The sequence below is a fragment of the Pseudomonas sp. TZ252 genome (genome assembly GCF_056110345.1).
On the sequence record NZ_CM148566.1, the window covers coordinates 797,089 to 823,458 of the forward strand.

The window sequence follows — 26,370 nt, forward strand, 5'->3', positions numbered from 1 at the left end:
TGCGGCCGGCTATAACGACTCAAAACAACATCCCGGTCCACCGGGAAGCGGAGGCGACGATGGCCAAGGCAATCCCCCAGCTGATCGACGGCGAATGGCGCGGCAGCCGTTCCCGCGAGCTGGTCGAAGTCACCGATCCGGCGACCCAGGACGTCCTCGCGCTGGCGCCGAAGGCCACCGCCGACGAGATCGAGCAGGCCATCGCCAGCGCCCAGCGCGCCTTCGAGACCTGGCGCGAAGTCCCGGCTTCCGAGCGAGCGCGGTTGATGCTGCGCTACCAGCACCTGCTCAAGGAACACCACGACGAACTCGGCGAACTGCTGGCCCGGGAGACCGGCAAGAACCTCGCCGATGCCAAGGGCGACGTGTGGCGCGGCATCGAGGTGGTCGAACACGCCGCCAACGTGGCCAGCCTGATGATGGGCGAGACGGTGGAAAACGTCGCCCGCGAGATCGACACCGCCAGTTGGATCCAGCCCCTCGGCGTGTGCGCCGGGATCACCCCGTTCAATTTCCCGGCGATGATCCCGCTGTGGATGTTCCCGCTGGCCATCGCCTGCGGCAACACCTTCGTCCTCAAGCCCTCCGAACAGGATCCGCTGACACCCAACCGCCTCGCCGAGCTGTTCCTCGAGGCCGGCGCGCCGAAGGGCGTGCTGCAGGTGATTCATGGCGGCCGCGAGCAGGTCGATGCCCTCCTCACCCACCCGGACATCCGGGCGATTTCCTTCGTCGGCTCGGTCGCCGTCGGCCAGCACGTGTACCGCACCGGCACCGCGCACCTGAAGCGGGTGCAGGCCTTCGCCGGGGCGAAGAACCACATGGTGATCCTCCCCGACGCGAACAAGGCCCAGGTTCTCGGCAACCTGGTCGGCGCCAGTTGCGGCGCCGCCGGCCAGCGCTGCATGGCGATCAGCGCGGCGGTGTTCGTCGGCGCGGCGCGCGAGTGGATTCCCGAACTGGCCGAGCGGATGGCCGCCCTGCGCCCCGGCCACTGGCAGGACCCGGACGCCGCCTATGGTCCGCTGATCAGCCCGCAGGCGCGCCAGCGCGTGCTGCGCCTGATCGCCGAAGGCAAGGCGGAAGGCGCCGAGTGCCTGCTCGACGGCTCGCAGTGCCAGGTCGAAGGCTATCCCAACGGCAACTGGCTCGGTCCCACCCTGTTCCGCGCAGTGACGCCGAAGATGGGCCTGTACCGCGAGGAAATCTTCGGCCCGGTGCTGGCCTGCCTGGAGGTGGAAAGCCTGGAAGAGGCCATCGCCCTGGTCAACGCCAACCCCTATGGCAACGGAACAAGCCTGTTCACCCGCTCCGGCGGCGCCGCTCGGCGCTACCAGCACGCGGTGCAGGTCGGCCAGGTGGGTATCAACGTGCCGATCCCGGTACCGCTGCCGTTCTTCTCCTTCACCGGCTGGAAGGGTTCCTTCTACGGCGACCTGCACGCCTACGGCAAGCAGGCGGTGCGCTTCTATACCGAGACCAAGACCGTCACCAGCCGCTGGTTCGACGATGAACCGACGACCGACGAATCGTCGGCCGGCCCGAACATGACCATCCATCTCAAGTGACCCGAGGACCTATGGATTTCGACCTCACCGAAGAACAACGCCTGCTGGTGGAGAGCGCCCGCGCCTTCGCCCGCCACGAACTGGCGCCGAAGGCGGCCGACTGGGACCGCGACCATCACTTCCCGGTGGAAGTCATCCGCGCCGCCGCCGAACAGGGCTACCTCGGCCTGTACATCGCCGAGGAAGACGGCGGCCTGGGCCTGTCGCGGCTGTCCACCTCGCTGATCTTCGAGCAACTGGCCGCCGGCTGCGTGGCCACTACCGCCTACATCAGCATCCACAACATGGCCGCCTGGATGCTCGCCTCGTTCGGCGACGCGGCGCTGAAGGAGGCCTGGCTGCCCGGCCTGATCGGCGGCGAGTCGCTCGCCTCCTATTGCCTGACCGAGCCCGATGCCGGCTCCGACGCCGCGCGCCTGCGCACCCGCGCCCGCCGCGAGGGCGACGAATACGTGCTGGACGGCAGCAAGTGCTTCATTTCCGGCGCCGGCAGCACCCAGGTGCTGATCGTCATGGCGCGCACCGGCGAGGACGGCGCCAGGGGCATCTCCTGCTTCCTGGTGCCGGCCGACGCGCCCGGCATCCGCTACGGCCGCAACGAGGACAAGATGGGCTGGCGCGCGCAGCCGACCCGCACCATCACCTTCGAAGGCGTGCGCATCCCCGCCGGCAACCGCATCGGCCCGGAGGGCCAGGGCTTCGTCTATGCCATGAAAGGCCTCGACGGCGGCCGCCTGAACATCGCCAGTTGTTCCCTGGGCGCCGCCCAGGCGGCGCTGGAGCAGTCGATGCGCTACGTCGAGGAGCGCGAGCAGTTCGGCAAGCCGCTGGCGACCTTCCAGGCCTTGCAGTTCAAGCTCGCCGACATGCTCACCGAACTCACCGCCAGCCGCCAGATGGTCCGCCTCGGCGCCCATCGGCTGGACCGCGGCGACGCCGAGGCGACCCTGTACTGCGCAATGGCCAAGCGCTTCGCCACCGACCGCTGCTTCGATGTCTGCAACGAGGCCTTGCAACTGCACGGCGGCTACGGCTATCTCAACGATTATCCGCTGGAGCGCTGGGTACGCGACACCCGCGTGCACCAGATCCTCGAAGGCACCAACGAAATCATGCGGGTGATCGTCGCCCGCCGCCTGCTGGAGCAGGGCGGCATGCTCGATCGCCTGCTGTGAACGCCGCGAACCATCGCATCCGATAGTGCCGGGACGCCCCGGCCCATGATCCAGTGAGGGACTTCATGAACACTGCCGTCGAACCCTACAAGGCTTCCTCCTTCGACCTGACCCACAAGCTCACCGTGGAAAAGCACGGGCACACCGCGCTGATCACCATCAACCACCCGCCGGCCAACACCTGGGACCGCGACTCGCTGATCGGCCTCCGCCAACTGATCGAGCACCTCAACCGCGACGACGATATCTACGCCCTGGTAGTGACCGGCCAGGGGCCGAAGTTCTTCTCCGCCGGCGCCGACCTGAACATGTTCGCCGACGGCGACAAGGCCCGCGCTCGCGAGATGGCCCGCCGCTTCGGCGAAGCCTTCGAGGCGCTGCGCGATTTCCGCGGGGTGTCGATCGCGGCGATCAACGGCTACGCCATGGGCGGCGGGCTGGAGTGCGCCCTCGCCTGCGACATCCGCATCGCCGAGCGCCAGGCGCAGATGGCCCTGCCGGAGGCCGCGGTGGGCCTGCTGCCCTGCGCCGGCGGGACCCAGGCGCTGCCCTGGCTGGTGGGCGAAGGCTGGGCCAAGCGGATGATCCTCTGCAACGAGCGGGTGGATGCGGAAACCGCCCTGCGCATCGGCCTGGTCGAACAGGTGGTGGACAGCGGCGAGGCGCGCGGCGCCGCCCTGCTGCTGGCGGCCAAGGTGGCACGCCAGAGCCCGGTGGCGATCCGCACCATCAAGCCGCTGATCCAGGGTGCCCGCGAACGCGCGCCGAACACCTGGCTGCCGGAGGAGCGCGAGCGCTTCGTCGATCTGTTCGACGCCCAGGACACCCGCGAAGGGGTCAACGCCTTCCTCGAGAAGCGCGATCCCAAGTGGCGCAACTGCTGAGCCTTCCCATCGAACCCGGCGGGCTGCGCCACAGCCCGCCCGAGCCGAGAGCCCCGACATGAACGTGCTTTTCGAAGAACGCCCGAGCCTGCATGGCTTCCGCATCGGCATTGCCACCCTGGATGCGGAAAAGAGCCTGAACGCCCTGTCCCTGCCGATGATCGAGGCCCTGGCGGCGAAACTCGACGCCTGGGCCGAGGACGCCGGCATCGCCTGCGTGCTGTTGCGCGGCAACGGCGCCAAGGCCTTTTGCGCCGGCGGCGACGTGCGCAAGCTGGTGGACGCCTGCCGCGAGCAACCCGGCGAGGTACCGGCCCTGGCGCGACGCTTCTTCGCCGATGAATACCGCCTCGACTACCGCATCCATACCTACCCGAAACCCTTCATCTGCTGGGCCCACGGCTATGTGATGGGTGGCGGCATGGGGCTGATGCAGGGTGCCGGGATTCGCATCGTCACCCCGTCCAGCCGCCTGGCGATGCCGGAGATCGGCATCGGCCTGTACCCAGACGTCGGCGCCAGCTGGTTCCTCGCCCGCCTGCCCGGCAGGCTCGGCCTGTTCCTCGGCCTGAGCGCGGCGCAGATGAACGCCCGCGACGCTCTCGACCTCGACCTGGCCGACCGCTTCCTTCTCGACGACCAGCAGGACGCCCTGCTCGCCGGCCTGGTGCAGATGAACTGGAACGAGTCGCCCCAAGTGCAACTTCACAGCCTGCTTCGCGCCCTCGAACACGAGGCCCGCGGCGAACTGCCGGAGGCCCAGTTGCTCCCGCGCCGGCCGCGCCTGGACGCACTGCTCGACCAGCCGGACCTGGCGAGCGCCTGGCAGGCGCTGGTGGCGCTGCGCGACGACGCCGACCCGCTGCTTGCGCGTGGCGCGAAGACCCTGGCCGAGGGCTGCCCGATGACCGCGCATCTGGTCTGGCAGCAGATCGAGCGTGCGCGCTACCTGTCGCTGGCCGAGGTGTTCCGCCTGGAATACGCCATGAGCCTGAACTGCACGCGCCATCCGGACTTCGCCGAGGGGGTACGCGCAAGGCTGATCGATCGCGACAACGCACCGAACTGGCATTGGCCGCAGGTGGAATCGATCCCGCAGGCGGTGATCGAGGCGCACTTCGAGCCGACCTGGGAGGGCGAGCATCCGCTGGCGGGGCTCTGATCCGCCGCGCCGCCCTCTGCCGAAGGAGGGCGCGGGCCCGCCACGTCCATAGCGTCTAAGCTGTTTCACAGCATCCCCAAGAGGCCTCGCGGCCGCCACAGGAGGAGCTCCATGAAACAGATCGCCTTCATCGGCCTCGGCCACATGGGCGCGCCGATGGCCACCAACCTGCTCAAGGCCGGCTACCTGCTGAACGTCTTCGACCTGGTGCAGAGCGCCGTCGACGGCCTGGTCGCCGCCGGCGCCAGCGCCGCCCGCAGCGCCCGCGACGCGGTGCAGGGCGCCGACGTGGTCATCAGCATGCTGCCGGCCAGCCAGCACGTCGAAGGCCTGTACCTCGACGACGATGGCCTGCTCGCGCACATCGCCCCCGGCACCCTGGTGCTGGAATGCTCGACCATCGCCCCGACCTCGGCGCGCAAGGTCCACGCCGCCGCCCGCGAGCGCGGCCTGGCGATGCTCGACGCGCCGGTGTCCGGCGGCACTGCCGGCGCGGCAGCCGGCACCCTGACCTTCATGGTCGGCGGCGACGACGAAGCCCTGGAGAAGGCCCGGCCGCTGTTCGAGGCCATGGGTCGCAACATCTTCCATGCCGGCCCCGACGGCGCCGGCCAGGTGGCCAAGGTGTGCAACAACCAGCTCCTCGCGGTGCTGATGATCGGTACCGCAGAAGCCATGGCCCTGGGCGTGGCCAACGGCCTCGAGGCGAAGGTGCTGGCCGAGATCATGCGCCGCAGCTCCGGTGGCAACTGGGCGCTGGAAGTCTACAACCCCTGGCCGGGGGTTATGGAGAACGCTCCGGCGTCGCGCGACTACAGCGGCGGCTTCATGGCCCAGTTGATGGCCAAGGACCTCGGGCTGGCCCAGGAAGCCGCCCAGGCCAGCGCCAGCAGCACGCCGATGGGCAGCCTGGCGCTGAGCCTGTACCGTCTGCTGCTGAAGCAGGGCTATGCGGAGCGGGACTTTTCCGTGGTGCAGAAATTGTTCGATCCGACCCAAGGCCAATAGACAGGCAGGCGGGTCCGCGCCCAGGCTGGTCGATTCGACGATGCGAGGAGCCCGCCTTGAACGCCCTGCTGCTGCGTTACCGTTTCCGCCTGCTGTTCTTTTCCACCGTGCTGTTCACGGCGATCCTCGGCCTGCCGTCGAGCACCAAGCCACGGGTGCTCGGCAGCCTCCTGCTGCTGGTGCTGGCCGGGATGAACACCTTGCGCAGACGCAGTCCGCTGGTCTACCTGACGGCCTTCTTCGGCCTGTTCAGCCTGGCCCTGTACACCACTGCGGACTTCAGCAGTCCCTATTCCAGCCTGCCGCCCGGCCTGCTGCGCGGGCTGAGCCTGATCCTGCTGTACCTGACCCTGTTCGCCGCGCTGTTCCGCCGCGTCACCCAGGAGCGCCCGGTGACCCACGAGCTGCTCTACGGACTCTGCGCACTCTACCTGCAGATGGCGCTGGCCTTCGCTCTCGCCTACTACATGGTCGAACAGATGCAGCCGGCCAGCTTCATCGCCAGCCATGGCGCACTCGGCCTGGATACCTTCGTCTACTACAGCCTGGTGACCCTGACCACCGTGGGCTATGGCGACATCCAGGCGATCAACCCGCTGGCGCGCCTGCTGGCCGGCAGCGAAGGAGTGATCGGGGTCCTGTTCATCGCCCTCGCCGTGGCCCGCAGCCTGACCCTGATGAGCGACAGCGAGGAGGTCTGATTATTAAGCTGGGCTAACGAGTGCATCCCCCGCGCAGCGGTTTATCCCGGCGAGCGCAGGGCGGATGATGCTGATCGACGCCGCTCTGCGGCATTTCTCGAACGGAAGGTGCAGCATGAAAATCGCCCTGATCGGCGCCACCGGCCACGTCGGCCACTATTTCCTCAACGAAGCCCTGCAACGCGGCCACGCGGTGACCGCCCTGGTCCGCGACCCGAGCAAGCTGGCGGCGTGCGACGGCCTCTGCGTAGCGCAGGCGGACGTCAGCGACCCGGCCCAGGTGGCCAGCGCCGTGGCAGGCCACGAGGTGGTCATCAGCGCTTTCAACGGCGGCTGGGGTAGCGCCGACCTCCGCGCCCGCCACGCCGCCGGCAGCCAGGCCATTCTCGACGGCGTGAAACGCTCCGGCGTGCCGCGCCTGCTGGTTCTCGGCGGCGCCGGGAGCCTGGAGATCGCCCCCGGCCAGCGCCTGGTGGACAGCCCGGAATTCCCCGAGCAGTGGAAGCAGGGCGCCCTCGGCGCCGCCGACGCCCTCGACCAACTGCGCGGCGAGCAACGACTGGACTGGGTGTTCCTCAGCCCGGCGATGCTCCTCGAACCCGGCCAGCGCAGCGGCAAGTTCCGCCTCGGCGGCGACCAGGTTCTGTTCGACGCCAAGGGCGAGAGCCGGATTTCCCTGGAAGACCTGGCGGTAGCCATGCTCGACGAGGCCGAGCAGCCCCGTCATCATCGCCAGCGCTTCACCGTGGCCTACTGAAAAGACCAGGCGCCCCTCTCGGGCGCCTTCGTCGTCAGCCTTCGGACTTCGCCGCCGGCGTGACGATATCGAACCAGAAGTCGAAGTCGCCGAGCATGCCGAACAGTTGCCCCAGCAACAGCGGATTGCCGGAACTCTTCAGCTTGCCCTCGAAGACCAGGCGTACCGCCGATACCTCTTTGAGCAGCAGCCGGTTGAGATCGGCGCGGTCGATGCTCACGGTCTGCCCGGCGTCCTCGCTCTGCACGCCGCGCAGGTTGTTCAGGTGCGAGTTCTTCAGTTCCAGCAGGTAGTTCTCACCGATGTCCGGCAGGCGCAGGTTGATGCTCAGCGCCTTGCCCTCCGCAGCGCCGGCGTCCAGGCGCACGCCGAGATAGTCGAACAGCAGGCCGGTGTCCATCGCCGCCAGGGCATCGGCGCTGCCGGCCTTCATCGTCGGCTGGTCGCGCGGTACGCCGTGGCGCAGTTCGTAGGCGGCGCTGAGGTAGCTGTTGCGCCAGCCGGCGTTCTCCGCCTGGTAGCCGAGCTGCTCCAGGGCGTCGGCCTGCAGCTCGCGCGCGGCCCGGTTATCCGGCTCGGCGAAGACCAGCCTGTTGACTACCTCGACCACCCAGCGGTATTCGCCCCTGGCGTACGACGCCCGCGCTTGCTCCAGCAGGCGCTCGGCGCCGCCCATGTATTCCACGTAGCGGCCCGCCGAGTCCTCCGGGCTGAGCGGGTCGAGGCTCGCCGGGTTGCCGTCGTAGTAGCCCAGGTAGCGGTTCAGCACGGCCCGTGCGTTATGGCTGACCGAGCCGTGGTAGCCGCGGTCGTACCATTCCTGGTCGAGGCTGGGCGGCAGGCGCAGGCGGTTGTGCACCTGGCCGATGGTCACGCCCTGGTTGGCCAGGTGCAGGGTCTGGTCGTGCAGGAAGCCGTACAGGTCACGCTGCTTTTCCAGCACCTCGACGATCTCCGCGTTGCCCCAGCGCGGCCAGTTGTGCACTGCGAACATCACCTCGGCCTGCCTGCCGAAACGATGCAGCGCCTGGTTGATGTACTTGCTCCAGCCCAGCGCATCACGTACCTCGGCGCCGCGCAGGGTGTACAGGTTGTGCAGGGTGCCGACCACGTTTTCGGCCATCAGCAGGGCCTTCTGCCGCGGCAGCCAGATGTTCATCTCCGCCGGCGATTCGGTACCCGGCGTGTTCTGGAAGGTGAACGGCACGCCGTCCAGCACCAGGTCCTCGCCCTCACCTTCGATCAGGCGGGTCGGCGCCAGCAGGCTCAGCGGTCCGCGCGCCAATCCCTTGCCGATGGCCATGTCGACCTGCCCCTGCGGCCCCTTGGGCAGTTGCGTGCCGTACTGGTAGGTGGCGCGGCGCATCATGGCGTTGCCGGCCAGGACGTTCTCCTTGATCGCCGCCTCCATGAAGCCGGCCGGAGCGATGATCTGCACCGCGCCGCTGGCGACCTGCTGTGGCTCTACCAGACCGCGCACGCCTCCAAAGTGATCGGCGTGGGCGTGGCTGTAGATCACCGTACGGATCGGCCTCTCGCCCAGCTCGCGGCTGACCAGTTCGTAGGCCGCCCTGGCGGTGGCCGGGGTGGCCAGGGTGTCGACCACGATCCAGCCGCTGTCGCCGCGGATGAAGGTGATGTTGGCCAGGTCGAAGCCGCGCACCTGGTAGATACCCTCGGCAACCTCGAACAAGCCGTACTTGAGATTGAGCAGGGCCTGGCGTTGCAGGCTGGGATTGATGCTGTCGCGAGGCTTGCCGTCGAGGAGGAAGTCGTAGCCACCGAGCTGCCAGGCGACGCTGCCGTCGGGGTTGCGGATGAGTAACCGCTCCGGGCGCCGGATCAGGCCGCGTTCGGTGCGCTCGAAGTCGGCGCGGTCGGCGAAGGGCAATTCCGCTTCGACCCGCCGCTGGGCCTCGACGGTGAAGGCACTGGGCGGTTTGGGCGCGGTGGTTTCGGCGGCGCCGGCGAGCAGCGGGGCGAGCGCCAGGAGTGCAAGCAGACGGCTCATCGGATACTCCGTTTTATTGTTGTGGGCTTCGGCTGGCACTATGCCGAGCGGCACGGCAATAATTCCAATGCATTCCAGGTCCACATTCGATGCGGAGTCCGCATGAGCGATCTACGCCAGTTCCGCCACTTCGTCGCCCTCGCCGAGCACGGCCACTATGCCCGCGCCGCCGAAGCGGTGAATCTCAGCCAGCCGGCGCTGTCACGCAGCATCCAGGCGCTGGAGGGACAGTTGGGTTGCACCCTGGTGGAGCGCGGCAGCCGCGGCGTGGCCCTCACGGCCCACGGCCGGCTGGTGCTGGAACACGCTCGGCGCCTGCTGGCCGGGCATCGCGCACTGCACAACGCGGTGAGCCAGTTGGCCAATCTCGACAGCGGCGAGCTACGCCTGGGCGGCGGTCCCTTCCCCGCCGCACGGCTGTTGCCCGAGGCACTGGCCGGTTTCTCCAGCGCCCACCCACGCGTGCGCGTCGTACTGCTCATCGAAGACTGGCAGACCCTACGCCAGCGCCTGCTGGATGACGCCGTCGAACTCTTCGTCGCCGATATCCGCGAGCTGCAAGGCGATCCGCAGTTGCGCATCCACCCGCTACGCGAGTATCCCGGCGTACTCTTCTGCCGCCCCGGCCATCCGTTGCTGCGTCTGGTGAGGCCGAGCGCCGAGCAACTGGCCGACTACCCGCTGGCCGGCCCGCGCCTGCCCGAGGCAGTCCGCGGCGACCTGGCGCGCCTGCTGCAACGCGAAGAACCGCTCGGCATACAGTGCGACGACGTGCTGATGCTCAAGGGCCTGGTCGGCTCCAGCGAGCTGATCAGCCTGGCGCCCTGGGACGTGGTTGCCGCCGACGTCGAGGCCGGCCGTCTGGCGCTGCTGCCCTGGCCCGCCGGCGCCGAGCCCGCCCGCGCCAAGGGCTCCGCCTACGGTCTGGTCAGCCGCGCCGGCCGCAGCCTGTCGCCGGCCGCGGCAGTGTTCGTCGAGCGGGTGCTGGAACAGGACCGGCGCTTCGCCGCCACCTGAGGATCAGCGCCAGCGAGCGTCGTCGCGGCGCTCCTGCCAGGAACGGTTCCAGTCGCGCCCGCGGTTGTCACGGTCGCGGTCGTGATAGCGCTCGTAGCGGTAGTCGGGACGATGCCGGTGGTCGTTGCGGTCGTAGACCACGCAGGCCGACAGCGGCAGGACGAGGATCAGCAGGGAAAGCAAACGACGCATGGCGCCTCCTGTGCGGTTCCGGCCTCTCCTGCGGATGCGGGAGGATTGCCTGTTCCGGAACCTGCACATCGGACTGCGCGGCGCGCGGGCGGTGCCCGCGGCGAGAGTAAAGCCTGGGTAAATCAGCCGAGGCTACGCAGGTGCAGGACGCCGAACAGCAGCACCTGGAGGCGCTCCAGCCAAGGTGCCGGGCGCGCCTTGAGACGCCCGTTGAGCAGCAGGATCTCGGCGGCATGGACCAGCACCAGCACGCCGGACAACAGCAGGATCGGTCGATGCAACTCGCCCAGCGGGTAGGCCAGGTTGACCAGCGCGACGAGCCAGAACATCGCCAGGGCGCCCTTGGCGAACGACAGAAAATGACTCATGGGAACCTCCTCGTTTCGGTATCGGCAGAGTGTGCCGAGCAAATGCGCCAAGAGGGTCCGCACTTTCGACTGGAAAGCACGACGGCGCCCGCAGGCGCCGCCTTTCCTTGCGCACCTCAGTTGCGCCAGCGAGGTGTCCCGCCCTGCTGGCCCTGGTGTCCCGGACGATCCTGCCGACCGTGTTGTTGCCAGCGTTGCGGAGAATGCCCGCGCCATTGCGGCTGGCCGCCGCGCTGCCAGTTGCCCGGATGCCGCTCGCCACGATGGGCCGGGCGCGATTCGTGGTAGCGCTGCTGGTAGCGATATTGCTCGCGCCGGTAGTCGCGGTGGCCATCGTAGCGGCGTGGCGCCGGGTAGTAGCGTTGGTCGTAGTAGCGCGTCGAGTAGTAGCGCCGTTCGCTGCGCCAGCCATCGTCATACACGCGATAGCGCGGCACTTCGTAGGCGTAGCCGTAGGGCTGGCCGCGATAGTGGCGCCAATCGCCGTCATCGTAGTCGTAGTCATACACCGCGCAGCCACCCAGGCTGGCGAGAAGCAGAAGAAGCGGGACTCTCAGGAATGTGCGCCACATGGCAGCCTCCTGCGGCCCCGCTGCCGACCGGCCGGACGACCGGCGACGCCGCGAGGCGCGCATACGACGTGAAGACTCGGGAAATGGAAGTGGGCTCAGCACCAGCCTTTCTTGGCGTGGCCCGGAGGACAATGGGGCGGGCCGCCGCGATCGTAGCCGTAGTAGCCATCGTCGAACGGATCCAGTTCGACGTAGGCGCCCGGCACCCGAACGCTGCAACCGCTCATCAGGAAGGCCGCCAGTAGCAGCCCGAACAATCGCATGACCATCAGCATTCTCCTTCATCGCAGAACGCAGCCGAACCACGCCTGGACAAGATCCCGATGGAGCGGGAAGCCGGTTGCGGCGGTTGCAACCCGGCTGCAATAGAGACCGAAGGAAAAAACGGAAATTCCCTGAATCCGACCAACGACACGGGCCTCCAGAACGTGACCGCAGCCGGCGTTTCTCGGTAGAGTGCGCGGACCAAGGACTGCCGGCCCCGCCGGAACCGCTCAAGGAGCATGCATGCAACCCATCGACCGCGCCCAGGCACAGCAGCGCGCCAACGACATCCTGGTGTTCCAGCGCGAGCTGCAACGCCTCGACCAGGAGCAGGCGTTCCGCCTCGAACCGGCCCAGGCCCGGCAACTCGCCGACTATCACCTGGCCCTGCTGGACAGCTACCGCGACCGTTTCGACATCGACCACGACCTGCGCAGCCAGCAACTTTCGCTGGGCATGCGGGTAGCCTCGTTCTTCGGCGCCCTGGCCTTCGCCGCCAGCGTGTTCCTGCTGTTCTATCGCTTCTGGGGCCTGTTCCCCACCGTCGCCCAGGTGGCGATCCTGATCGGCAGCGCCTTCGCCGCGTTCTTCGCCACGCTCTGGGTCCAGGCCAAGGACGCCTCGGGCTACTTCAGCAAGCTGGCGGCGATGGTCGCGTTCGCCTGCTTCGTCCTCGACCTGACCATGCTCGGGCAGATATTCAACGTCACCCCCAGCGACCTGGCGCTGGTGCCCTGGGCGCTCTACGCCCTGCTCCTGGCCTACCTGTGCAACGCCCGCCTGCTGCTGGCGGCGGCGATCCTCTGCGTGATGGGTTTCATCGCCGCGCGCGTCGGCACCTGGGGCGGCGGCTACTGGCTGAGCGTAGGCGAGCGACCGGAGAACTTCTTCCCCGCCGCCGCGCTGATCTTCGCCGTGCCGCTGTGCTTCGAGCAGCGCAACTTCAGCGGCTTCGCCGTGATCTACCGGGTGTTCGCCCTGCTCGGCCTGTTCCTGCCGATGCTGGTGCTGGCCAACTGGGGCTCAGGCAGCTACCTGGCGTTACCGTCGGCGCTCATCGAGGGGCTCTACCAGGTCGCCGGCTTCGTCGCCGCCGCCCTTGTGATCTGGCTCGGCGCGCGACGCAACTGGGCGGACGTGAGCAATACCGGGATCACCTTCTTCGTCATCTTCCTCTACACCAAGTTCTTCGACTGGTGGTGGGAAGCGATGCCGAAGTACCTGTTCTTCCTGGTGCTCGGCCTCAGCGCCCTGCTGATCCTGCTGGTCCTGCGCCGCCTGCGCACGCCCCTGGGCATCGCCGCGAGGACTGACGCATGAATCGCAACCGTCGCAACGCCCTGATCGCCGGCAGCCTCCTGCTGCTGGCGGCGAACCTGGCCGCCCTCGGTGGCGTCGCCTGGAACCGGTCCGGCGAGGCCGAAAGCAAGCTGGTGCTCAGCCAGCGCGAGCTCCAGCGCAACTGGTCCTACGGTTTCTGGAGCGAAGAGAACAGTGGCGTCGAACTGCGCCTGGAGCTTCGCTCGCCGAGCAGCGAGCCGCCCAGTGACCTCGCTCCCCCGCTGCCGCCCGAGCAGATGCGCGCCCTCGGTTTCAGCATCCCGGACGCGCTCGACGAAGAGAGCGTACGGCGCTACCGCCGCCAACAGGAAAAACAGGTGCTGCTGGTCCTGGAGCTCGACGGCCCGGCCTATCGCCGCGAAGTACGCCTGGCCGAGGAGCGCCTGGCCGAGGCCAGCGCCCGTAGCAAGGCCCTGCCCAAGGACGAAATGCTGTCCAGCCAGATGGAAGCCGCTCGCCACCAACTGAAGCATGAGCAGGGAGAGGCCAGCCGACTGTTCATCGTCGACGCCGGCCTCGACCTGGCCGCCCTGCGCCAGCGCTACCCCGAGCGCCAGCGCTACGCCATCGTCAAGGGCCGGGTGCGTCCCTGGTCCGCGGTCGACGGAGGCAGGACGCTGGTCGGCGGCTACATCAGCCGTACCGACCTCGCCGCGATCAACGTGCCACGACAATGGCACGCGGTATTCGCCAAGGTCGACGAACAAAACTACCGGCTAGCGCCGCTGGAACTGCACCTCAGCTTCGGCCAGCGCCTGGAGCCCTGGATCACCAACGCCGTTCGCCGCTGAAACGCCCCGCCCGGCGCGCGATGCTTGCATCCGCGCGCCGGGCGCTGCACCCTGGGCACCCGCCAGCCATCCACCGCGCCATGAACAGCGAAATCGACCCCGGCCGCTGCCCGCTGTGCCAGCAATCCAACCGCTGCACCCTGGCCGATCCCGCTAGCGCCGCCCAGGCTTGCTGGTGCTTCACCACGGAAATCAATGCGGCCGCGCTGGAGCGGATTCCCGCCGAGCTGCGCCGCCGTGCCTGCCTCTGCCCGCGCTGCGCGCAACTATTGCCGCCCGACGCCGACGACTGATGCGCCTGGACCGCTTCCTCGCCAACCTGCCCGAACTCAGCCGCCGCGACGCGCAGATGCTGATCGCCGGTGGACGCCTGCGCGTGGACGGCCAGGTGGTGCGCGACGGCACCCACGAAGTGCGTGTCTTCAGCCGGGTGGAACTGGACGAGCAGCTGCTCCAGGCTGGCAAGCCGGCGCGCTACTACATGCTGCATAAACCGATGGGCTGCGTCAGCGCCACCCGCGACCCGCAACACCCGACCGTCCTCGACCTGTTCCCGGAAGACCTGCGCGACGACCTGCACATTGGCGGTCGTCTCGACTACAACACCACCGGCCTGATGCTGCTGACCAACGATGGCCAGTGGTCGCGCCGCCTGACCCTGCCGGGCAGCCGGCGCGACAAGGTCTACTACGTGGAAACCGAGGCGCCCATCGACCAACGCTACGTGGATGCCTTCGCCGCCGGCCTCCACTTCCGCTTCGAAGACCTGGTCACCCTCCCCGCGCAGCTCGAACCGATCGGCCCACGCTGCGCCCGCCTGACCCTGCACGAAGGCCGCTATCACCAGGTCAAGCGCATGTTCGGCCACTTCGACAACAAGGTGCTGCGCCTGCACCGCGAGCGCATGGGCGATATTTGTCTCGACCCACAGTTGCCGCCGGGTGCCTGGCGCCCCCTGAATGCTGAAGAAATCTGTTCGGTGTGAAACCCCGCCGCCCGCCGCCTGTCCACCGAAAGAGGCCGGACCGCAGGGGTTTGGCCGGCCGTCGCGAGCGGCGCTAAGCTGAATGGCATCTGTCGGAGCGACAGCCTTTCCCGCATGGAGCAAGAGAAAGCGCCAATGAAAAGATCCCTTGCCGTACTGCTGCTGGCCTTCGCCGTCGGCAGCCTCCACGCGGCGCCCGCCAGCCCAGCGAACGCGCCTTTGCCGCCGGCCGACATCAAGGCGCGGCTGAAGAGCATGAAGCCCGGCGAGTACCTCTGGTACCCGGAGGTTTCCCCGCAGGGACCAGTGACCATCGTGGTCAGCCTTACCGAACAGAAGGCCTACATCTACCGCAACGGTATCGCCATCGGGGTCAGCACCCTCAGCTCCGGCAAGAAGGGCCGGGAGACCCCGACCGGAGTGTTCTCGATCCTGCAAAAGAGCGTCGACCACAAGTCCGACCTCTACAACAGCGCGCCCATGCCCTACATGCAGCGCCTGACCTGGGACGGCATCGCCCTGCACGCCGGCAACCTGCCCGGCTATCCCGCCTCCCACGGCTGCATCCGCCTGCCCATGGCGTTCGCCAAGAAGCTCTACGGCATCACCGGATTCAGCTCCACCACGGTAATCATTTCCAACGCCAGCAGCGCGCCGAAGGAAGTCGACCACCCCGGCCTGCTGGCACCGACGGTAGCGGACGGGCGACCGGTGACGCTGCCGGTGGAGCCCGGAGAAATCGCCTGGAACGACCCCGGCGCGGAACGCGGTCCGTTGTCGGTGCTGATCAGCCGCGCCGACCAGCGCGCCTATGTCTATCGCGGCGGCCAGCGCATCGGCACCGCACCGGTGCAGTTGCCGGCACGCCCGCAAACCGGCATGGCGGTGTTCTCGCTGCTGGAAAAGCCGACCCCGGAAGAAATCAGCGAGACCTCGCCGAACCTGCGCTGGTCGGTGGTCCAGGTGAGCAACCCGGGACAGGGCCTGACACCCTCCGAGCAACTGGGCAAGATCCGCATGGACCCGACCTTCGTCCGCGAAATGCTCGGTGCCATGGACGTCGGCAGCACCCTGGTGATCACCGACTGGGCCTCGACCCGGGACACCCACAGCGACTCCGATTTCACGGTGATCGCCACGGAAACACCGAACAATCCGACGAAATCGCTTAAAAAGTAGTCGGCAAGTTGTTCAAAAATCGAGCACAATGCCTCTCATCCGGTAAAAACCACACTGAACCGATGGGAATACTGCTCGTATGCCAACCTTCCTCCGTGCCGCCCTGCGCAGGCTGAGCCTGGCGGGCGCCACCCTTTGCGCACTGGCCAGCGGGCCGGTATTCGCCATGCCACTTCCCTCCGCCAAGGACCTGCAGAAACTCGCTCCCCAGGCCAGCCTGCCGACCCTCGAACTGGCCCTTACCGCCTATGCCTGCGCGAGTGCCAGCCAAGGCGGCGACAACGGCCTGCTGACGGTGATCGACTACTCGCGGCCGTCGCGCGACAAGCGTCTCTGGGTATTCGACCTGAAGGCCCGCAAGCTGCTCTTCGAAGAGTGGGTGACCCACGGCAAGAACAGCGGCGATGACCTTGCCACCTCCTTCTCCAACCGGCCGAACAGCTACCAGTCGTCGATCGGGCTGTTCCAGACCGGCCAGCTCTATACCGGCAAGCATGGTCAGTCGCTGCGCCTGGTTGGCCTGGAGCCGGGCTTCAACGACAAGAGCGAAGAACGCGCCATCGTCATGCATTCCGCTGCCTACGCCGATCCCAGGGTGGTTCCCGGACTCGGTCGCCTGGGCCGCAGCCAGGGCTGCCCTGCGGTACGCCCGGCCGTGGCCGCCCGGCTGATCAACACCCTCAAGCGCGGCAGCTACGTGTTCGCCTACTACCCGCAGCCGAAGTGGCTGGAAACCTCGCGCTTCCTCGCCCCGCAGAGCTGCGCCGTGGCACGTGCGGCGCGTACGCCGGAAGTCATCGCCAGCCTGCTCAAATGAACCGCCGGGGCGGCGGCCGCGCCGTCCCTTTCCTTCCCGGCATCCCGAAATCGCAGCATCGGTACTTGCCTCGCGGCATTTCGTCGGATTCCAGCCCCCCTTCCCCCATCCAAAAGCGAAACAGGGCTTGCAGCCCGGCACGCCGGCTGCTTAACTGACGCTCACGTTGTGACTGACAAGTCACAAACGACTTCCAAGAAAGCCCGCGTGACTGCCCGCGCTTCGGCGCCGGCCTTTCCTGCCCGGCCAATAGCCGCTTCGCCAAAATCCGAGAGGATTTCGGACGCTCTCTATTTGCCTGTAAGTCGTTGAAAATCAAAAGTTTATTAAATCCATCCGAATGACATTCAACTGTCATTGGGAGGCGCTTTCATCTGCCCATGAGCATTTTGTATTCGCCGCGACAAGCAGGTCGCCGCGTTCCCATCGAACGATTCCAGGAGGAAGCGACATGAGGCCGGAAACAGCCATCATCGAGATCCACGGGCAATACAGGATTCACACCGAGTTCTACGGCAACCCCGCGGCGCAGCAGACCATCATCCTGGTCAACGGCTCGCTGTCGACCACAGCGTCCTTCGCCCAGACCGTGAAGTACCTGCAGCCGCATTACAACGTGGTGCTCTACGACCAGCCGTATGCCGGCCAGTCCAAACCCCATAACGAAAACCACACGCCGATCAGCAAGGAATGCGAGGCCAGGATCCTGCTGGAACTGATCGAACGCTTCCGTGCCGAGGTAGTGATGTCGTTCTCGTGGGGCGGCGTCGCCACCCTGCTGGCCCTGGCGCAGCGTCCCGGACGGATCCGCAAGGCGGTGGTCAACTCATTCTCGCCTCAGCTCAACCCGGCCATGCTCGACTACCTGCATCGCGGCCTCGACTACCTCGCCGCCTGCGATCGCACCCAGGTCGGCAACTTGGTCAACGAAACCATCGGCCGCTACCTGCCGCAGTTGTTCAAGCGCTACAACTTCCGCCACGTCAGCAGCCTGGACGAGCACGAATACCACCAGATGCACTTCCATATCCGCGAAGTGCTGCGCCTGAACGCCGATAGCTATACCGAGAGCTTCGCCGGCATCGAGATCCCGGTGCTGTTCATGAACGGCGAGCTGGACATCTACACCACGCCCCACGAAGCCCGCCAGTTCGGCCAACTGATCCGCGGCGCGGAATTCCACACCATCCGCAATGCCGGCCACTTCATCGACGTCGAGCACAAGGCCGCCTGGCAACAGACCCAGGACGCCCTGCTGGCCTTCCTCCGCCCGCAGCGCACGCAGCCGCTCAACCCGATCTACCGCCCCCAGCCCAACGGCGCCAGCGTCCCCCTCGCCGCCCTCGCCAGCTAACCGCCACCGCCACGGGGAGCCCCGCTCCCCTGGCGGAAAAACCCAGCGAAATCAACAAAAACCCCGCCCCGGGCTTCACCTGCCGCCGCGCATCTGGTAAAAAGGCGCCCTGGCCGCAAAAGCCGTCCGAGCGGGCGTCGTATAATGGCATTACCTGAGCTTCCCAAGCTCATGACGAGGGTTCGATTCCCTTCGCCCGCTCCACTTCAACTTTCCATGGTGTTCCAAGGACGTCCATGGAGTGTTGTAAGTCATTGTCACGGTTCGGTTTTTCCAGAGAATCCGTTCCAGTGACGTCCAGCGAGATCCACTGACAGCCGGTCAAAACCGGTACATCAAGTGGTACATCTCAATGCGGAGCTTCCCGATTCCGCATTGTTGCTGGGGGAGCCGGGGCTCGATGGGAAACATGGCACTCAACTCGCTTTCAAGGAGTTGGGATCATGCTTTCGGACCTCACGGTTCGCCAAGCCAAGGCGACCGGCAAACCCTACACCCTGGCCGACACAGACGGCCTTTCCCTCTTTGTTTCAGCCACCGGTGCAAAGGCGTGGCACTTCCGCTTCTCGTGGGGCGGCAAGCGCGACCGCATGTCCTTCGGCACGTATCCGGCGCTCTCTCTGAAGGACGCCCGTGCGCTTCGCGATGAAGCCCGCTCGCTGCTCGCCAAGGGCGTCAATCCCCATAGCGAACGCAAGCGCAAGCGGCACGCGATCGTCCTGGCCGGCGAGCACACCTTCATGGCCGTCTACGAGCAATGGCTGACCCATCGCCGGCTCTCGCTGGAGGAAGGACGGCAGACCAGCTTGGAACAGATCGGGCGTGTCTTCAAGAAAGATGTGTTCCCCTCGCTGCGGCACCTGACCATCTACGAGATTACCCGCGCACACCTGCTGGACATCATCGGCAAGGTGGAAAAGCGCGGCTCGCTGTCCGTGGCCGAGAAGCTGAGGACCTGGTTCACCCAGTTGTTCACCTACGCCACGGTGGCGATTCCCAACATGGGCGATAACCCGTCCAGGGATCTGGAAGTGGTCGCGCTGCCGTTGCCGCCTGTCGAACACAACCCGTTCCTGCGCATGCACGAGCTGCCGGTCATGCTGCAGACACTGCGCAAGTACCGCGGGCGCCTGAACACGCAGTTGGGCATCCGGCTGCTGATGCTCACTGGTGTGCGCACCGGCGAGCTTCGTTTCGCCACGCCCGATCAGTTCGACCTCGACCGGGGCCTGTGGGTCATCCCGGTGGCCAGGCTCAAGCAGCGCAAGCTGCTGACGAAGAAGAAGCGCAAGCGTCTCATCGACATCCCGCCCTACATCGTGCCGCTGTCGGTCCAGGCGCAGGAGATCGTTCGCCACCTGTTGGACCAATGCAAGCCTGCCCAGGTCCATCTCATCCCAGGCGACTGGTGCCTGAAGAACCCGATCAGCGAGAACACGCTCAACGCCGCGCTCAAGCGCATGGGCTACGAGGACCAGCTCACGGGGCATGGCATCCGGGCGACGATCTCGACGGCGCTGAACGAACTCGGCTACCCGAAGAAATGGGTGGATGCCCAGCTATCGCATGCCGATCCAGACAAGATCAGCGCGACCTACAACCATGCCGAATACGTCGAGCAACGCCGCGTCATGATGCAGGACTGGGCTGATCGCCTGGACCTGTTCGAGCAGAACCAGGTCGAGGTAGCCAGCCGGCATCTGACCATCACGCTCCAGGGCCTGCCGACCATCGCCGGCCAGGCGGCCGTGCAGCCGCCGGTGGTCGACCTCACCGCGCCGCAGCTGATCGTGACCGCGCCGACGTCCAACCAACCCGAAGCGCCGGCATCGGTGCAGCGGCTGTCGGCTGTGCGCATGCCCGAGTACGCGCGGCCGCGTCTGTCGGAGGCGCAGCGCGAACGCCTGCAGGTGCTGGAGACCTTCGAGGCGCCACACAACCTCTCGGTGGCGGACTACGCCAAGCTCGCGGGCAAGTCGCGCCGCTGGATCACCTACGAGATCCAGGCCGGTAACCTGCTGTCGATCCACATGGGGCATCGCGGGCAGCGCGTGCCAGACTGGCAGCTCGATCCGCTCAAGCGCAGGCTGGTCCAGTCCGTCCTGAAGCAACTGCCACGGGGCATCGACACCTGGGACATCTACCACGCACTCCTGCGCTCGTACGAGGCTCTCGGGACACGGCCGGCCGTCGAAGCTGTCAACCCAACGAACCTGCACCTTGCCGCCCGGCTGGTGGCCGCACAGTGCATGCAGGCGAGCGAGCCAGTCGTGACGACCGAGTTCCCTGAGCAGGTCCGGCAAAGCGTGCAGCGGCTGGTGCGCGAAGCCGTCGCTGCCGATGCCGCCGAAGTGATGCCCGGAGACTGATCGAGCCAGGGTCGCGCCGAAGTTCGGTCAGGCGCTTGCCTGGAGCGCTTGGAAGAACGGCTCCAGGCGGGTGCTGTCCGTATTTCGACGGCTCAGGAAGTACGTGGTGAGCATCAGTGCTCCCTCTTGCAAGGGACGCTGGACAACGCCAAGGGCACGATGGCCCTCGATGCGGGCGGCGGGTGCTAGGCAGACACCGTAGCCGGCGGCCACCAAGGTCATCATCAACCCGAACGATGTGACCGTCGTGACGGCCGAGGGGACGACGCCGGCCACCGTCAGCAGTGAGTCGATTTGCCCACAGTAGCCGGCACAGTCGCGCCCATCCAGGGCGATCCAAGGGTGGTCGGCCGCTTGCTCCAGGGACACTGACGCGAAGGCCAGCAAGGGGTGATGGGCCGACACGGCCAATGCTAGCGCGTCGCGCCAGACGGGTCGGACTTCGATGCCTTCAGGTGCTGCGGGCGATTGGCAGAGGCCTGCCTCGAAAGCCCCCGCAAGCAGTCCTCGATGCTGATCCTCTAGGCGCTCTTCGTGAAGACGAATCGGGTTGTCCGGATAGCGCCGACGGTGTTCCGCCATCGGTACCGACAACCTGGGATAGGCTAGGCAGTCCGACAGGGCAATGTTCAAAGGATCGGAAGCGATCATCGTGTCACCCGCACAACGCCGACACTGGAAAAAACCGCGTGCTGTCGGTCAATGAGATAAGTTTAACGTGGTTTAAATTCGCTTGAAACGTGACGCTTCTGTTGATGCAGAAGCGATCGGTGCAACGCGGGAGACCTGCGGGAACAAGAACCTATGAAAGCGAGCCAGCGCGCGCTTTCGGCGTTGCCGTGCGCGAGGCACGGTCCGCGCAGGGGCTGGCGCAGGAGGTGTTGGCGGAACAGGCGGGCATCGCCCGGTCGCACATGGGCAAGATCGAGCGCGGCGAGCACATGCCCACGCTGGTGTTGATCCTGCGGATCGCGAAGGGGCTGGGTTGCTCGGCCGCAGCACTGATGGCCGCAACCGAATCGCAACTGTCCGAGGAACAGGACACCACCGAATAGCCCGACAACGCGGGCTTGGCCGGTCAGTCATCTGGTCGCAGGCAGGTGCCATGCGTTGTGCCCGGGGGCGCTGAATTCCGCGCCAAGGACAGGTAGGGGTTGTCCGGCGGGACTTCCGCGAACAATCCCGAAGGCGCCATCAACAGATAGCCGTGCAACCGCCGCGACTTGCGCGGTCCGGTAACTTCGCAGGTCCAGATGTTCAGGCCGCTGTCCTGTTTACGGTGCAGCCCCAGCTTCTCGAAGCGCTTCTGCACCCATTGCCAGTCGTGCAGATCGTCCTGCCGGGCCAGCACCTGGATCTCCGGATGTTCCTGCACGTAGCGCTGGAAAACGCCGGGGCTGACCAAGTACGCCGTGCCATCGACGGTATGCACCAATGCCTTCGCATCGTTGATGATGAGCTTGCGCGATTCGATGCCGTGCTTGAGCCAGGCGATGAAATCTTCCCCGGACGGCGTAGCCCTCGCGGGAGCCGGCATGGTGGCAGGACTGGTCGGCGCCAAATGGGTCACTGCCGCAGGTGCGGCGGTGGATGGTGATGGGGGTTCCGCGCTGGCGGACGATGTACTGGTGGTGACTGCGTCGGACGCATCGAGCATCGTCAGCAGATCGGAGACCGGGTCCGCGATCCCGGCCGGGGAATCCGCCACCCCAGAGGGCGGTGAGGTGGCCGGGATGCCGGCGGAGGCCGGCGGCGCTGCCTCATCGCCAGGGAGGGCCTCTTCCGTCGTGACCGTGCCGGCGAACGGTGCGGGACGCTCGCCCGACTCCCAAATCAAGGCCGGCGACAGGCGCAGGAAGGTAAAGCTGTGGGACCAGCCGGTGCCGCTCGTGACGGTCGCCCGCCAGATCGCCTTCCCATCCGGGGCGGGCTGCACGATGCCATGGTCCTGGAGCACCGTGAAGACGGCGGTGTTGTTCGATGGAATGCCTTCGATGCCCTGCGACAGGAGATGCGCGCGCAGCTTGTCGCTGACCGTCTTGCTGACGAGCCAGAGTGCCTCCGGGGTCAGCCATCCATCCGACGGGCCGCCGGGCTGGTTCAGCTTGAATTCCTCGCGCAGCAGGTAGCGCAGGCCATCCAGCAGCTTGCGCTGCAACGCATGCTTGGGCGCCGCCATCGCCCTGGCCGGATCACCGCCGAGCGCCAGGGCCACCGATGCCTGGTCGGCCTTGACGACCAGCTCGCCCAGCGTGCCGGCATGCTCGTACTGGCCCGCCAGAACGTACAGCAGCGCCGACCACAGGTCCTGGTAGTCGCTCAGCCAGTCGAGGATGCAGGCATCGAGCACACGGGTGTAGAGCAGTCCCGTGGCGGCGCCATGCAGCCGGTACTCGCGATCCGCCCGGTAACGAAAGCGGTACGGCTGCCGCAGCGGCCCGTGCCAGGGGTGCCAGACCACGCCATCGGCCTGCTCGACGTGCAGGTCGACGGCGATCTTGCCGATGTCGTGCAGCAGCGCGGCGTAGGCGGTCCCGGCGGTCCAGGCCTCGGCTTGCGCGGCCTGGGCCTCGGGCGAGGCGCCGGCCGGAAGCAAGTGGGACTGCCTCAGCTTGAGCGCGTAGGCCACGATCTCCAGGCCGTGGTCCAGCATGCCGCCCGGCCAGGCATGGTGATGCGCCTCCGAGGCCGGGAACTGCTGGACCAGTTCGGCGTAGCGCTCCAGCGGCACGAGGTACAGCGAGCGGAACTGCCGACGCGACAGCGAGGTGCGCTGCCAGATGTGTTCCAGCAGCCGCTGCCGGCGCGGCTCCGCCAGCAGCGATGTGGCCGACTGCGGTGGCGTCAGCCCTTTGGCAGGCTCGACAGGAGGTGGCGCGGCGGCGGTGGCCAGCGGCACCCGTTTGCGCTGGAACAGCGAAAGCATGGCGACATCCTGGTGATGGGCTGGCCGGAGGAGCCTTTTGGCCTTTTCGGGTAGGGCCTTTCCCCTTGAGGCCATTCCCTTGCTCCATCCCCAGCCCTTTGGCCTTCGACAAGCCCTTTGATATAGGGGCAGTCGGCTTCGTGTGCCGCAATCAATGCGGAGCCGGTGCGCTCCAGGATCGGGCGGAACAGGCACTGTGTTTTCACGGGATCAGGCCGTTTCAACCGGCGCTGAAAGCGCAGCAGGCCCTGAAACCCCTGCGCCCGAAGGCATGCTTGTCGAGAATGAAGTAAGGAAGTAAGATTTCATTTGAAACTTACGGAGGCCTCCCATGCTTGCCAAGCTCACTTCGAAAAATCAGATCACGCTGCCCAAGGCGGCCGTGTCCGGCGTGGATGCGGCGGAGTACTTCGACGTAACCGTCGAGGGCGGTCGGATCGTCCTGACCCCCGTGCGGGTCCAGAAAGCCCAGGCCGTGCGCGAGAAGCTGGAGCAACTCGGGATCACCGAGCAGGACGTCGAGGATGCCGTGGCCTGGGCACGGCAGTGATGCGAAGGGTCGTCCTCGACACCAACATCGTGCTGTCGGCGCTGATCTTCAGTGCCGGACGCCTGGCCTGGATACGCCACGCCTGGCAGCACCAGCAGTTGCAGCCGCTGGTCTGCCGGGAGACGGCCAGTGAACTCCTGCGCGTCCTGGCCTATCCCAAGTTCAAGCTGTCGACCTTGGAACAGCAGGAGTTGCTGGCGGACTTTCTGCCTTACGCCGATGTGGTGGAACTGCCGATGCCATGGCCAGACCTGCCGGCATGCCGCGACGAGAAGGATCAGGTGTTCCTGGTGCTCGCGCATGTCGGCAAGGCGGATGCGTTGATCACGGGGGATGCGGACATTCTCGCCATGCGAGAGGACTTTCCCGGCTTGATCATGACCGCCGAAGCATTCGCGGCGCGGCAGGCATGAAGGAAACCGGCACGGCCTTGCCCAACGACCGTGGAACGACCATGAGGTAGCCAACCATGAAGCACACCGCACGCATGACCACCGCAGCGCGACTCGGCCGCTGGCTGGGCGGTGTATGGGGCGGTTGCCTGCGCGCGGAGCGTCGGGTGCATCAGTGGCTGATGGCGCAGGGACTGCCGGCAGGCGGTGCAAGGGTGCTGATCTGGGTGGTCAAGCTGGCGACCCTCGGGGTGTTGCTGTACGTTGCGGTCTGGGCGGCGCTGTTGCTGGTCGCTCTCGCTGTGGCAGCCAGGATGGCGGAGCAATCGCCGCAAGGTGACGATGATTTCCTCGGACGCAAGGCCGAAGAGCTGGATCATCGCGAAAGCCTTGCCTACGACCCCATCAACTACAGCGATGACCCAGATCCACGATTCGAAGACGATTGAACCGGCGGTTGGAGCTATTTCTGCTTGGCCGCACCGATCATCAAGCCGCCGCCCCTGCCACCGGCTTGTCCGGCATCCCGCGTGCCAGTACTCAATCCTTGAAGCACGTTGCCTGCACGGATACCACCCCAGGCCAATGCCGCCACCCAGAACGTGGGCAAGATCAAAAACATCGTGGCCATCACGAAGTTCAGCAGCATGTCTCCGAAGGTGTTGTTGAGGCCCACCAGTGGATCGAAGTTCGTGTGCGGCCGGTTCCAGCCCCACCCCCAGCCGTAGAGCGCATCGAGGATCGTCGAGTCGATCCAGCGGGCGAGCTGAAACCAGAATTCGGTGAAGAACAGCGCGAACTGCACCACGCTCACCGTGACCACGGTCTTGAGGTCATAGGTGCCGATCAGCAGCACCAGCGGGATGCAGATGACCAGCGCCATCTTGAGCAGGGACAGCACCATCGGCAGCGCCTGCCGCACCACGTCCATCGCCGGGAAATAGCCCAGTGATCCGACGGTCAGCCCCACGTCGCTGGCGGCGCGGGTGACGATGTTGGGCAGCGTCATGTCGATCTGGCCACCGTAGTCCGTGTAGACCGCCCCCCGGTTGAGCTTCTGTTGCCGAGGGCTCGCGACGGCGCGGATCACCGCGTCGTTGACCTCGGCCTGGCTCAGGAAGCCCGCCCAGCCGGCCAGTCGCGTCAGCAGGTTGGGATCGACCTGGGCCAGCAGTCGTGCCCGCAGGCCGTGGCCGCCGTCGGACCACCACTGCCGGCAGGTCGGGTAGCCGCCCCCGCCGGGCACCTCGGCCAGGCCGGCGTCGCGCGTGGCGTCGAACGGCCAGGCATCGCGCGGAGTCCTGGAGCGGTAGCTGTCGTAGAAGCCGGCGGTGCCGACGAAGTAGCTGGAGCCGATCCAGGTGACGTCGTGCATCTGCTCCTCGCTCAGGCTGGGCCGGGTCATGAACAGCTTGGCGCGGGCGGGGCCGTAGCAGTCGCGGGTGAAGTCGCTGATCTCCTGGGCCAGCACCGGGTCGTCGATGCGGGTCGCGTCGATATCCATGCGGATCTGCCGCAGGTCGGTGCCGCAGGGAATGGCCGCGACCGAAGCACCGGTGATCGCGCGCGAGATCGCGTGCATGGCGAACCACCACACCGGCACCTTGGCCGACTGGTTGTTGATCGTGCTGAACGATTGCGACCAGCCCGTATCGGTCGGCTCTGGGACATTTACTTGGCATTGGGTCGAACGCGAACGGTCGTACTTGATGGTGTTGAAATCGACGTCGATGAAGGGGATGCCCGCGAACATGATCACCACGATGGCGACGAAGACGCGGTTCTCGATGCGAGCCGAGGACAGCACGCCCTTGTTGCCTTCGTCCGCGCCTTCCGCGCGGGCCTTCAGCCATTCCTGGATGACGATCGCCAGGAACGGGACGGCGAACATGCCGCTGGCGACCAGCACCGACCAGATGCCGTTGTGGACCACCCAGGACACCAGCGTCAGGTAGTACTCCAGGTAGTCGGTCGTGTACAGCGTCAT

At 66.7% G+C, this 26,370-nt stretch carries 28 protein-coding genes and 1 tRNA gene; 21 read left to right on the forward strand and 8 right to left on the reverse strand.

Annotated features, from left to right (window positions below; genetic code table 11):
- Nucleotides 1-59 precede the first annotated feature (59 nt).
- The 7 genes from ACYAF3_RS03705 to ACYAF3_RS03735 all read left to right on the forward strand — a co-directional run bounded on the left by ACYAF3_RS03705 (nucleotide 60) and on the right by ACYAF3_RS03735 (nucleotide 7,255).
- Complete coding sequence (locus ACYAF3_RS03705) at nucleotides 60-1,568, forward strand: CoA-acylating methylmalonate-semialdehyde dehydrogenase (protein ID WP_023518357.1); 1,509 nt, start codon at nucleotides 60-62, stop codon at nucleotides 1,566-1,568.
- 11 nt (nucleotides 1,569-1,579) lie between these two features.
- Nucleotides 1,580-2,743, forward strand: a complete 1,164-nt coding sequence (locus ACYAF3_RS03710) for an isobutyryl-CoA dehydrogenase (RefSeq protein WP_003085499.1) — start codon at nucleotides 1,580-1,582, stop codon at nucleotides 2,741-2,743.
- A gap of 65 nt (nucleotides 2,744-2,808) precedes the next feature.
- The gene (locus ACYAF3_RS03715; RefSeq protein ID WP_003085498.1) at nucleotides 2,809-3,627 is read left to right on the forward strand and encodes an enoyl-CoA hydratase; all 819 of its coding nucleotides are present in this window, start codon (nucleotides 2,809-2,811) and stop codon (nucleotides 3,625-3,627) included.
- A gap of 58 nt (nucleotides 3,628-3,685) precedes the next feature.
- Nucleotides 3,686-4,789: an enoyl-CoA hydratase/isomerase family protein gene (locus ACYAF3_RS03720; protein WP_003114169.1), complete on the forward strand. Its 1,104-nt coding sequence runs from the start codon at nucleotides 3,686-3,688 to the stop codon at nucleotides 4,787-4,789.
- A gap of 111 nt (nucleotides 4,790-4,900) precedes the next feature.
- The gene (mmsB, locus tag ACYAF3_RS03725; protein WP_023105527.1) at nucleotides 4,901-5,797 is read left to right on the forward strand and encodes a 3-hydroxyisobutyrate dehydrogenase; all 897 of its coding nucleotides are present in this window, start codon (nucleotides 4,901-4,903) and stop codon (nucleotides 5,795-5,797) included.
- Between the two features lie 56 nt (nucleotides 5,798-5,853).
- A complete protein-coding gene (locus ACYAF3_RS03730; protein WP_003085490.1) occupies nucleotides 5,854-6,498 on the forward strand; it encodes a potassium channel family protein in 645 nt (214 codons plus the stop codon).
- Between the two features lie 115 nt (nucleotides 6,499-6,613).
- Complete coding sequence (locus ACYAF3_RS03735) at nucleotides 6,614-7,255, forward strand: NAD(P)-dependent oxidoreductase (protein WP_031756374.1); 642 nt, start codon at nucleotides 6,614-6,616, stop codon at nucleotides 7,253-7,255.
- A 34-nt stretch (nucleotides 7,256-7,289) separates the two neighbouring features.
- Here the strand turns inward: ACYAF3_RS03735 and ACYAF3_RS03740 are convergent, their stop codons facing one another.
- Nucleotides 7,290-9,266: an alkyl/aryl-sulfatase gene (locus tag ACYAF3_RS03740; RefSeq protein ID WP_105579221.1), complete on the reverse strand. Its 1,977-nt coding sequence runs from the start codon at nucleotides 9,264-9,266 to the stop codon at nucleotides 7,290-7,292.
- A 102-nt stretch (nucleotides 9,267-9,368) separates the two neighbouring features.
- On the opposite strand from ACYAF3_RS03740, the gene ACYAF3_RS03745 reads away from it, so the two are divergent.
- Entirely contained in the window at nucleotides 9,369-10,283 is a 915-nt protein-coding gene (locus tag ACYAF3_RS03745; RefSeq protein ID WP_003116515.1) for a LysR family transcriptional regulator, read from the forward strand.
- Between the two features lie 3 nt (nucleotides 10,284-10,286).
- On the opposite strand, the gene ACYAF3_RS03750 is transcribed toward ACYAF3_RS03745, so the two are convergent.
- The 4 genes from ACYAF3_RS03750 to ACYAF3_RS03765 form a co-directional block, all read right to left on the reverse strand.
- Nucleotides 10,287-10,475: a hypothetical protein gene (locus ACYAF3_RS03750; RefSeq protein ID WP_003098351.1), complete on the reverse strand. Its 189-nt coding sequence runs from the start codon at nucleotides 10,473-10,475 to the stop codon at nucleotides 10,287-10,289.
- Between the two features lie 122 nt (nucleotides 10,476-10,597).
- The gene (locus ACYAF3_RS03755; RefSeq protein WP_003085479.1) at nucleotides 10,598-10,843 is read right to left on the reverse strand and encodes a DUF1145 domain-containing protein; all 246 of its coding nucleotides are present in this window, start codon (nucleotides 10,841-10,843) and stop codon (nucleotides 10,598-10,600) included.
- 116 nt (nucleotides 10,844-10,959) lie between these two features.
- Nucleotides 10,960-11,415 (reverse strand): hypothetical protein, encoded by a 456-nt coding sequence (locus ACYAF3_RS03760; protein WP_003114164.1) that lies wholly within the window; start codon nucleotides 11,413-11,415, stop codon nucleotides 10,960-10,962.
- A 95-nt stretch (nucleotides 11,416-11,510) separates the two neighbouring features.
- On the reverse strand, nucleotides 11,511-11,690 hold the full coding sequence (locus ACYAF3_RS03765; protein ID WP_003098355.1) for a hypothetical protein: 180 nt from the start codon (nucleotides 11,688-11,690) through the stop codon (nucleotides 11,511-11,513).
- 232 nt (nucleotides 11,691-11,922) lie between these two features.
- Between ACYAF3_RS03765 and ACYAF3_RS03770 the strand changes: the two genes are divergently transcribed.
- The 9 genes from ACYAF3_RS03770 to ACYAF3_RS03810 all read left to right on the forward strand — a co-directional run bounded on the left by ACYAF3_RS03770 (nucleotide 11,923) and on the right by ACYAF3_RS03810 (nucleotide 20,515).
- Nucleotides 11,923-12,999, forward strand: coding sequence for a DUF2157 domain-containing protein (locus ACYAF3_RS03770; RefSeq protein WP_003098356.1), 1,077 nt, complete (start codon nucleotides 11,923-11,925; stop codon nucleotides 12,997-12,999).
- Nucleotides 12,996-13,811: a DUF4824 family protein gene (locus ACYAF3_RS03775; protein ID WP_003098357.1), complete on the forward strand. Its 816-nt coding sequence runs from the start codon at nucleotides 12,996-12,998 to the stop codon at nucleotides 13,809-13,811. Before ACYAF3_RS03770 ends, ACYAF3_RS03775 begins: the two co-directional genes overlap by 4 nt.
- A gap of 80 nt (nucleotides 13,812-13,891) precedes the next feature.
- Nucleotides 13,892-14,104, forward strand: coding sequence for a cysteine-rich CWC family protein (locus ACYAF3_RS03780; RefSeq protein ID WP_023112776.1), 213 nt, complete (start codon nucleotides 13,892-13,894; stop codon nucleotides 14,102-14,104).
- A complete protein-coding gene (locus ACYAF3_RS03785) occupies nucleotides 14,104-14,796 on the forward strand; it encodes a pseudouridine synthase (RefSeq protein ID WP_003124251.1) in 693 nt (230 codons plus the stop codon). Before ACYAF3_RS03780 ends, ACYAF3_RS03785 begins: the two co-directional genes overlap by 1 nt.
- 135 nt (nucleotides 14,797-14,931) lie before the next feature.
- Nucleotides 14,932-15,975 (forward strand): L,D-transpeptidase, encoded by a 1,044-nt coding sequence (locus ACYAF3_RS03790; protein WP_003098363.1) that lies wholly within the window; start codon nucleotides 14,932-14,934, stop codon nucleotides 15,973-15,975.
- 79 nt (nucleotides 15,976-16,054) lie between these two features.
- Nucleotides 16,055-16,792: a murein L,D-transpeptidase catalytic domain family protein gene (locus ACYAF3_RS03795; RefSeq protein WP_003085453.1), complete on the forward strand. Its 738-nt coding sequence runs from the start codon at nucleotides 16,055-16,057 to the stop codon at nucleotides 16,790-16,792.
- Between the two features lie 451 nt (nucleotides 16,793-17,243).
- Nucleotides 17,244-18,146, forward strand: coding sequence for a (R)-3-hydroxydecanoyl-ACP:CoA transacylase (gene phaG, locus ACYAF3_RS03800; protein ID WP_034035253.1), 903 nt, complete (start codon nucleotides 17,244-17,246; stop codon nucleotides 18,144-18,146).
- Between the two features lie 130 nt (nucleotides 18,147-18,276).
- A tRNA-Gly gene (locus ACYAF3_RS03805) sits at nucleotides 18,277-18,350 on the forward strand.
- A 239-nt stretch (nucleotides 18,351-18,589) separates the two neighbouring features.
- A complete protein-coding gene (locus ACYAF3_RS03810; RefSeq protein ID WP_474727461.1) occupies nucleotides 18,590-20,515 on the forward strand; it encodes a tyrosine-type recombinase/integrase in 1,926 nt (641 codons plus the stop codon).
- 27 nt (nucleotides 20,516-20,542) lie between these two features.
- On the opposite strand, the gene ACYAF3_RS03815 is transcribed toward ACYAF3_RS03810, so the two are convergent.
- The gene (locus tag ACYAF3_RS03815; RefSeq protein WP_474727463.1) at nucleotides 20,543-21,166 is read right to left on the reverse strand and encodes a LysR family substrate-binding domain-containing protein; all 624 of its coding nucleotides are present in this window, start codon (nucleotides 21,164-21,166) and stop codon (nucleotides 20,543-20,545) included.
- Nucleotides 21,167-21,270: 104 nt separating this feature from the next.
- On the opposite strand from ACYAF3_RS03815, the gene ACYAF3_RS03820 reads away from it, so the two are divergent.
- Nucleotides 21,271-21,570, forward strand: coding sequence for a helix-turn-helix domain-containing protein (locus ACYAF3_RS03820; RefSeq protein ID WP_474727912.1), 300 nt, complete (start codon nucleotides 21,271-21,273; stop codon nucleotides 21,568-21,570).
- A 23-nt stretch (nucleotides 21,571-21,593) separates the two neighbouring features.
- Here the strand turns inward: ACYAF3_RS03820 and mobH are convergent, their stop codons facing one another.
- Nucleotides 21,594-23,441, reverse strand: coding sequence for a MobH family relaxase (mobH, locus tag ACYAF3_RS03825; protein ID WP_474727464.1), 1,848 nt, complete (start codon nucleotides 23,439-23,441; stop codon nucleotides 21,594-21,596).
- A 331-nt stretch (nucleotides 23,442-23,772) separates the two neighbouring features.
- Here mobH and ACYAF3_RS03830 point away from each other — a divergent pair, with 331 nt between their 5' ends.
- From ACYAF3_RS03830 to ACYAF3_RS03840, 3 genes are read left to right on the forward strand one after another with little or no spacing between them, the layout of a single operon-like run.
- Nucleotides 23,773-23,991, forward strand: coding sequence for an AbrB/MazE/SpoVT family DNA-binding domain-containing protein (locus ACYAF3_RS03830; protein WP_021205410.1), 219 nt, complete (start codon nucleotides 23,773-23,775; stop codon nucleotides 23,989-23,991).
- Complete coding sequence (locus tag ACYAF3_RS03835; RefSeq protein ID WP_474727466.1) at nucleotides 23,991-24,404, forward strand: putative toxin-antitoxin system toxin component, PIN family; 414 nt, start codon at nucleotides 23,991-23,993, stop codon at nucleotides 24,402-24,404. The genes ACYAF3_RS03830 and ACYAF3_RS03835 overlap by 1 nt, the downstream gene beginning before the upstream one ends.
- 56 nt (nucleotides 24,405-24,460) lie before the next feature.
- On the forward strand, nucleotides 24,461-24,832 hold the full coding sequence (locus tag ACYAF3_RS03840; RefSeq protein WP_474727468.1) for a DUF3742 family protein: 372 nt from the start codon (nucleotides 24,461-24,463) through the stop codon (nucleotides 24,830-24,832).
- Between the two features lie 14 nt (nucleotides 24,833-24,846).
- On the opposite strand, the gene ACYAF3_RS03845 is transcribed toward ACYAF3_RS03840, so the two are convergent.
- Entirely contained in the window at nucleotides 24,847-26,370 is a 1,524-nt protein-coding gene (locus ACYAF3_RS03845; protein WP_474727469.1) for a conjugal transfer protein TraG N-terminal domain-containing protein, read from the reverse strand.

Coding starts and splice junctions, on each gene's coding strand:
- mobH (WP_474727464.1), bottom strand. CDS start 23,441: ATGCTTTCGCTGTTCCAGCGCAAACGGGTGCCGCTGGCCACCGCCGCC.
- ACYAF3_RS03815 (WP_474727463.1), bottom strand. CDS start 21,166: ATGATCGCTTCCGATCCTTTGAACATTGCCCTGTCGGACTGCCTAGCC.
- ACYAF3_RS03835 (WP_474727466.1), top strand. CDS start 23,991: ATGCGAAGGGTCGTCCTCGACACCAACATCGTGCTGTCGGCGCTGATC.
- ACYAF3_RS03845 (WP_474727469.1), bottom strand. CDS start 26,370: ATGACGCTGTACACGACCGACTACCTGGAGTACTACCTGACGCTGGTG.
- ACYAF3_RS03765 (WP_003098355.1), bottom strand. CDS start 11,690: ATGCTGATGGTCATGCGATTGTTCGGGCTGCTACTGGCGGCCTTCCTG.
- ACYAF3_RS03780 (WP_023112776.1), top strand. CDS start 13,892: ATGAACAGCGAAATCGACCCCGGCCGCTGCCCGCTGTGCCAGCAATCC.
- ACYAF3_RS03755 (WP_003085479.1), bottom strand. CDS start 10,843: ATGAGTCATTTTCTGTCGTTCGCCAAGGGCGCCCTGGCGATGTTCTGG.
- ACYAF3_RS03820 (WP_474727912.1), top strand. CDS start 21,271: ATGCAGAAGCGATCGGTGCAACGCGGGAGACCTGCGGGAACAAGAACC.
- ACYAF3_RS03770 (WP_003098356.1), top strand. CDS start 11,923: ATGCAACCCATCGACCGCGCCCAGGCACAGCAGCGCGCCAACGACATC.
- ACYAF3_RS03735 (WP_031756374.1), top strand. CDS start 6,614: ATGAAAATCGCCCTGATCGGCGCCACCGGCCACGTCGGCCACTATTTC.
- ACYAF3_RS03810 (WP_474727461.1), top strand. CDS start 18,590: ATGCTTTCGGACCTCACGGTTCGCCAAGCCAAGGCGACCGGCAAACCC.
- phaG (WP_034035253.1), top strand. CDS start 17,244: ATGAGGCCGGAAACAGCCATCATCGAGATCCACGGGCAATACAGGATT.
- ACYAF3_RS03785 (WP_003124251.1), top strand. CDS start 14,104: ATGCGCCTGGACCGCTTCCTCGCCAACCTGCCCGAACTCAGCCGCCGC.
- ACYAF3_RS03795 (WP_003085453.1), top strand. CDS start 16,055: ATGCCAACCTTCCTCCGTGCCGCCCTGCGCAGGCTGAGCCTGGCGGGC.
- ACYAF3_RS03790 (WP_003098363.1), top strand. CDS start 14,932: ATGAAAAGATCCCTTGCCGTACTGCTGCTGGCCTTCGCCGTCGGCAGC.
- ACYAF3_RS03775 (WP_003098357.1), top strand. CDS start 12,996: ATGAATCGCAACCGTCGCAACGCCCTGATCGCCGGCAGCCTCCTGCTG.
- ACYAF3_RS03830 (WP_021205410.1), top strand. CDS start 23,773: ATGCTTGCCAAGCTCACTTCGAAAAATCAGATCACGCTGCCCAAGGCG.
- ACYAF3_RS03715 (WP_003085498.1), top strand. CDS start 2,809: ATGAACACTGCCGTCGAACCCTACAAGGCTTCCTCCTTCGACCTGACC.
- ACYAF3_RS03710 (WP_003085499.1), top strand. CDS start 1,580: ATGGATTTCGACCTCACCGAAGAACAACGCCTGCTGGTGGAGAGCGCC.
- ACYAF3_RS03720 (WP_003114169.1), top strand. CDS start 3,686: ATGAACGTGCTTTTCGAAGAACGCCCGAGCCTGCATGGCTTCCGCATC.
- ACYAF3_RS03840 (WP_474727468.1), top strand. CDS start 24,461: ATGAAGCACACCGCACGCATGACCACCGCAGCGCGACTCGGCCGCTGG.
- ACYAF3_RS03745 (WP_003116515.1), top strand. CDS start 9,369: ATGAGCGATCTACGCCAGTTCCGCCACTTCGTCGCCCTCGCCGAGCAC.
- ACYAF3_RS03705 (WP_023518357.1), top strand. CDS start 60: ATGGCCAAGGCAATCCCCCAGCTGATCGACGGCGAATGGCGCGGCAGC.
- ACYAF3_RS03740 (WP_105579221.1), bottom strand. CDS start 9,266: ATGAGCCGTCTGCTTGCACTCCTGGCGCTCGCCCCGCTGCTCGCCGGC.
- mmsB (WP_023105527.1), top strand. CDS start 4,901: ATGAAACAGATCGCCTTCATCGGCCTCGGCCACATGGGCGCGCCGATG.
- ACYAF3_RS03760 (WP_003114164.1), bottom strand. CDS start 11,415: ATGTGGCGCACATTCCTGAGAGTCCCGCTTCTTCTGCTTCTCGCCAGC.
- ACYAF3_RS03750 (WP_003098351.1), bottom strand. CDS start 10,475: ATGCGTCGTTTGCTTTCCCTGCTGATCCTCGTCCTGCCGCTGTCGGCC.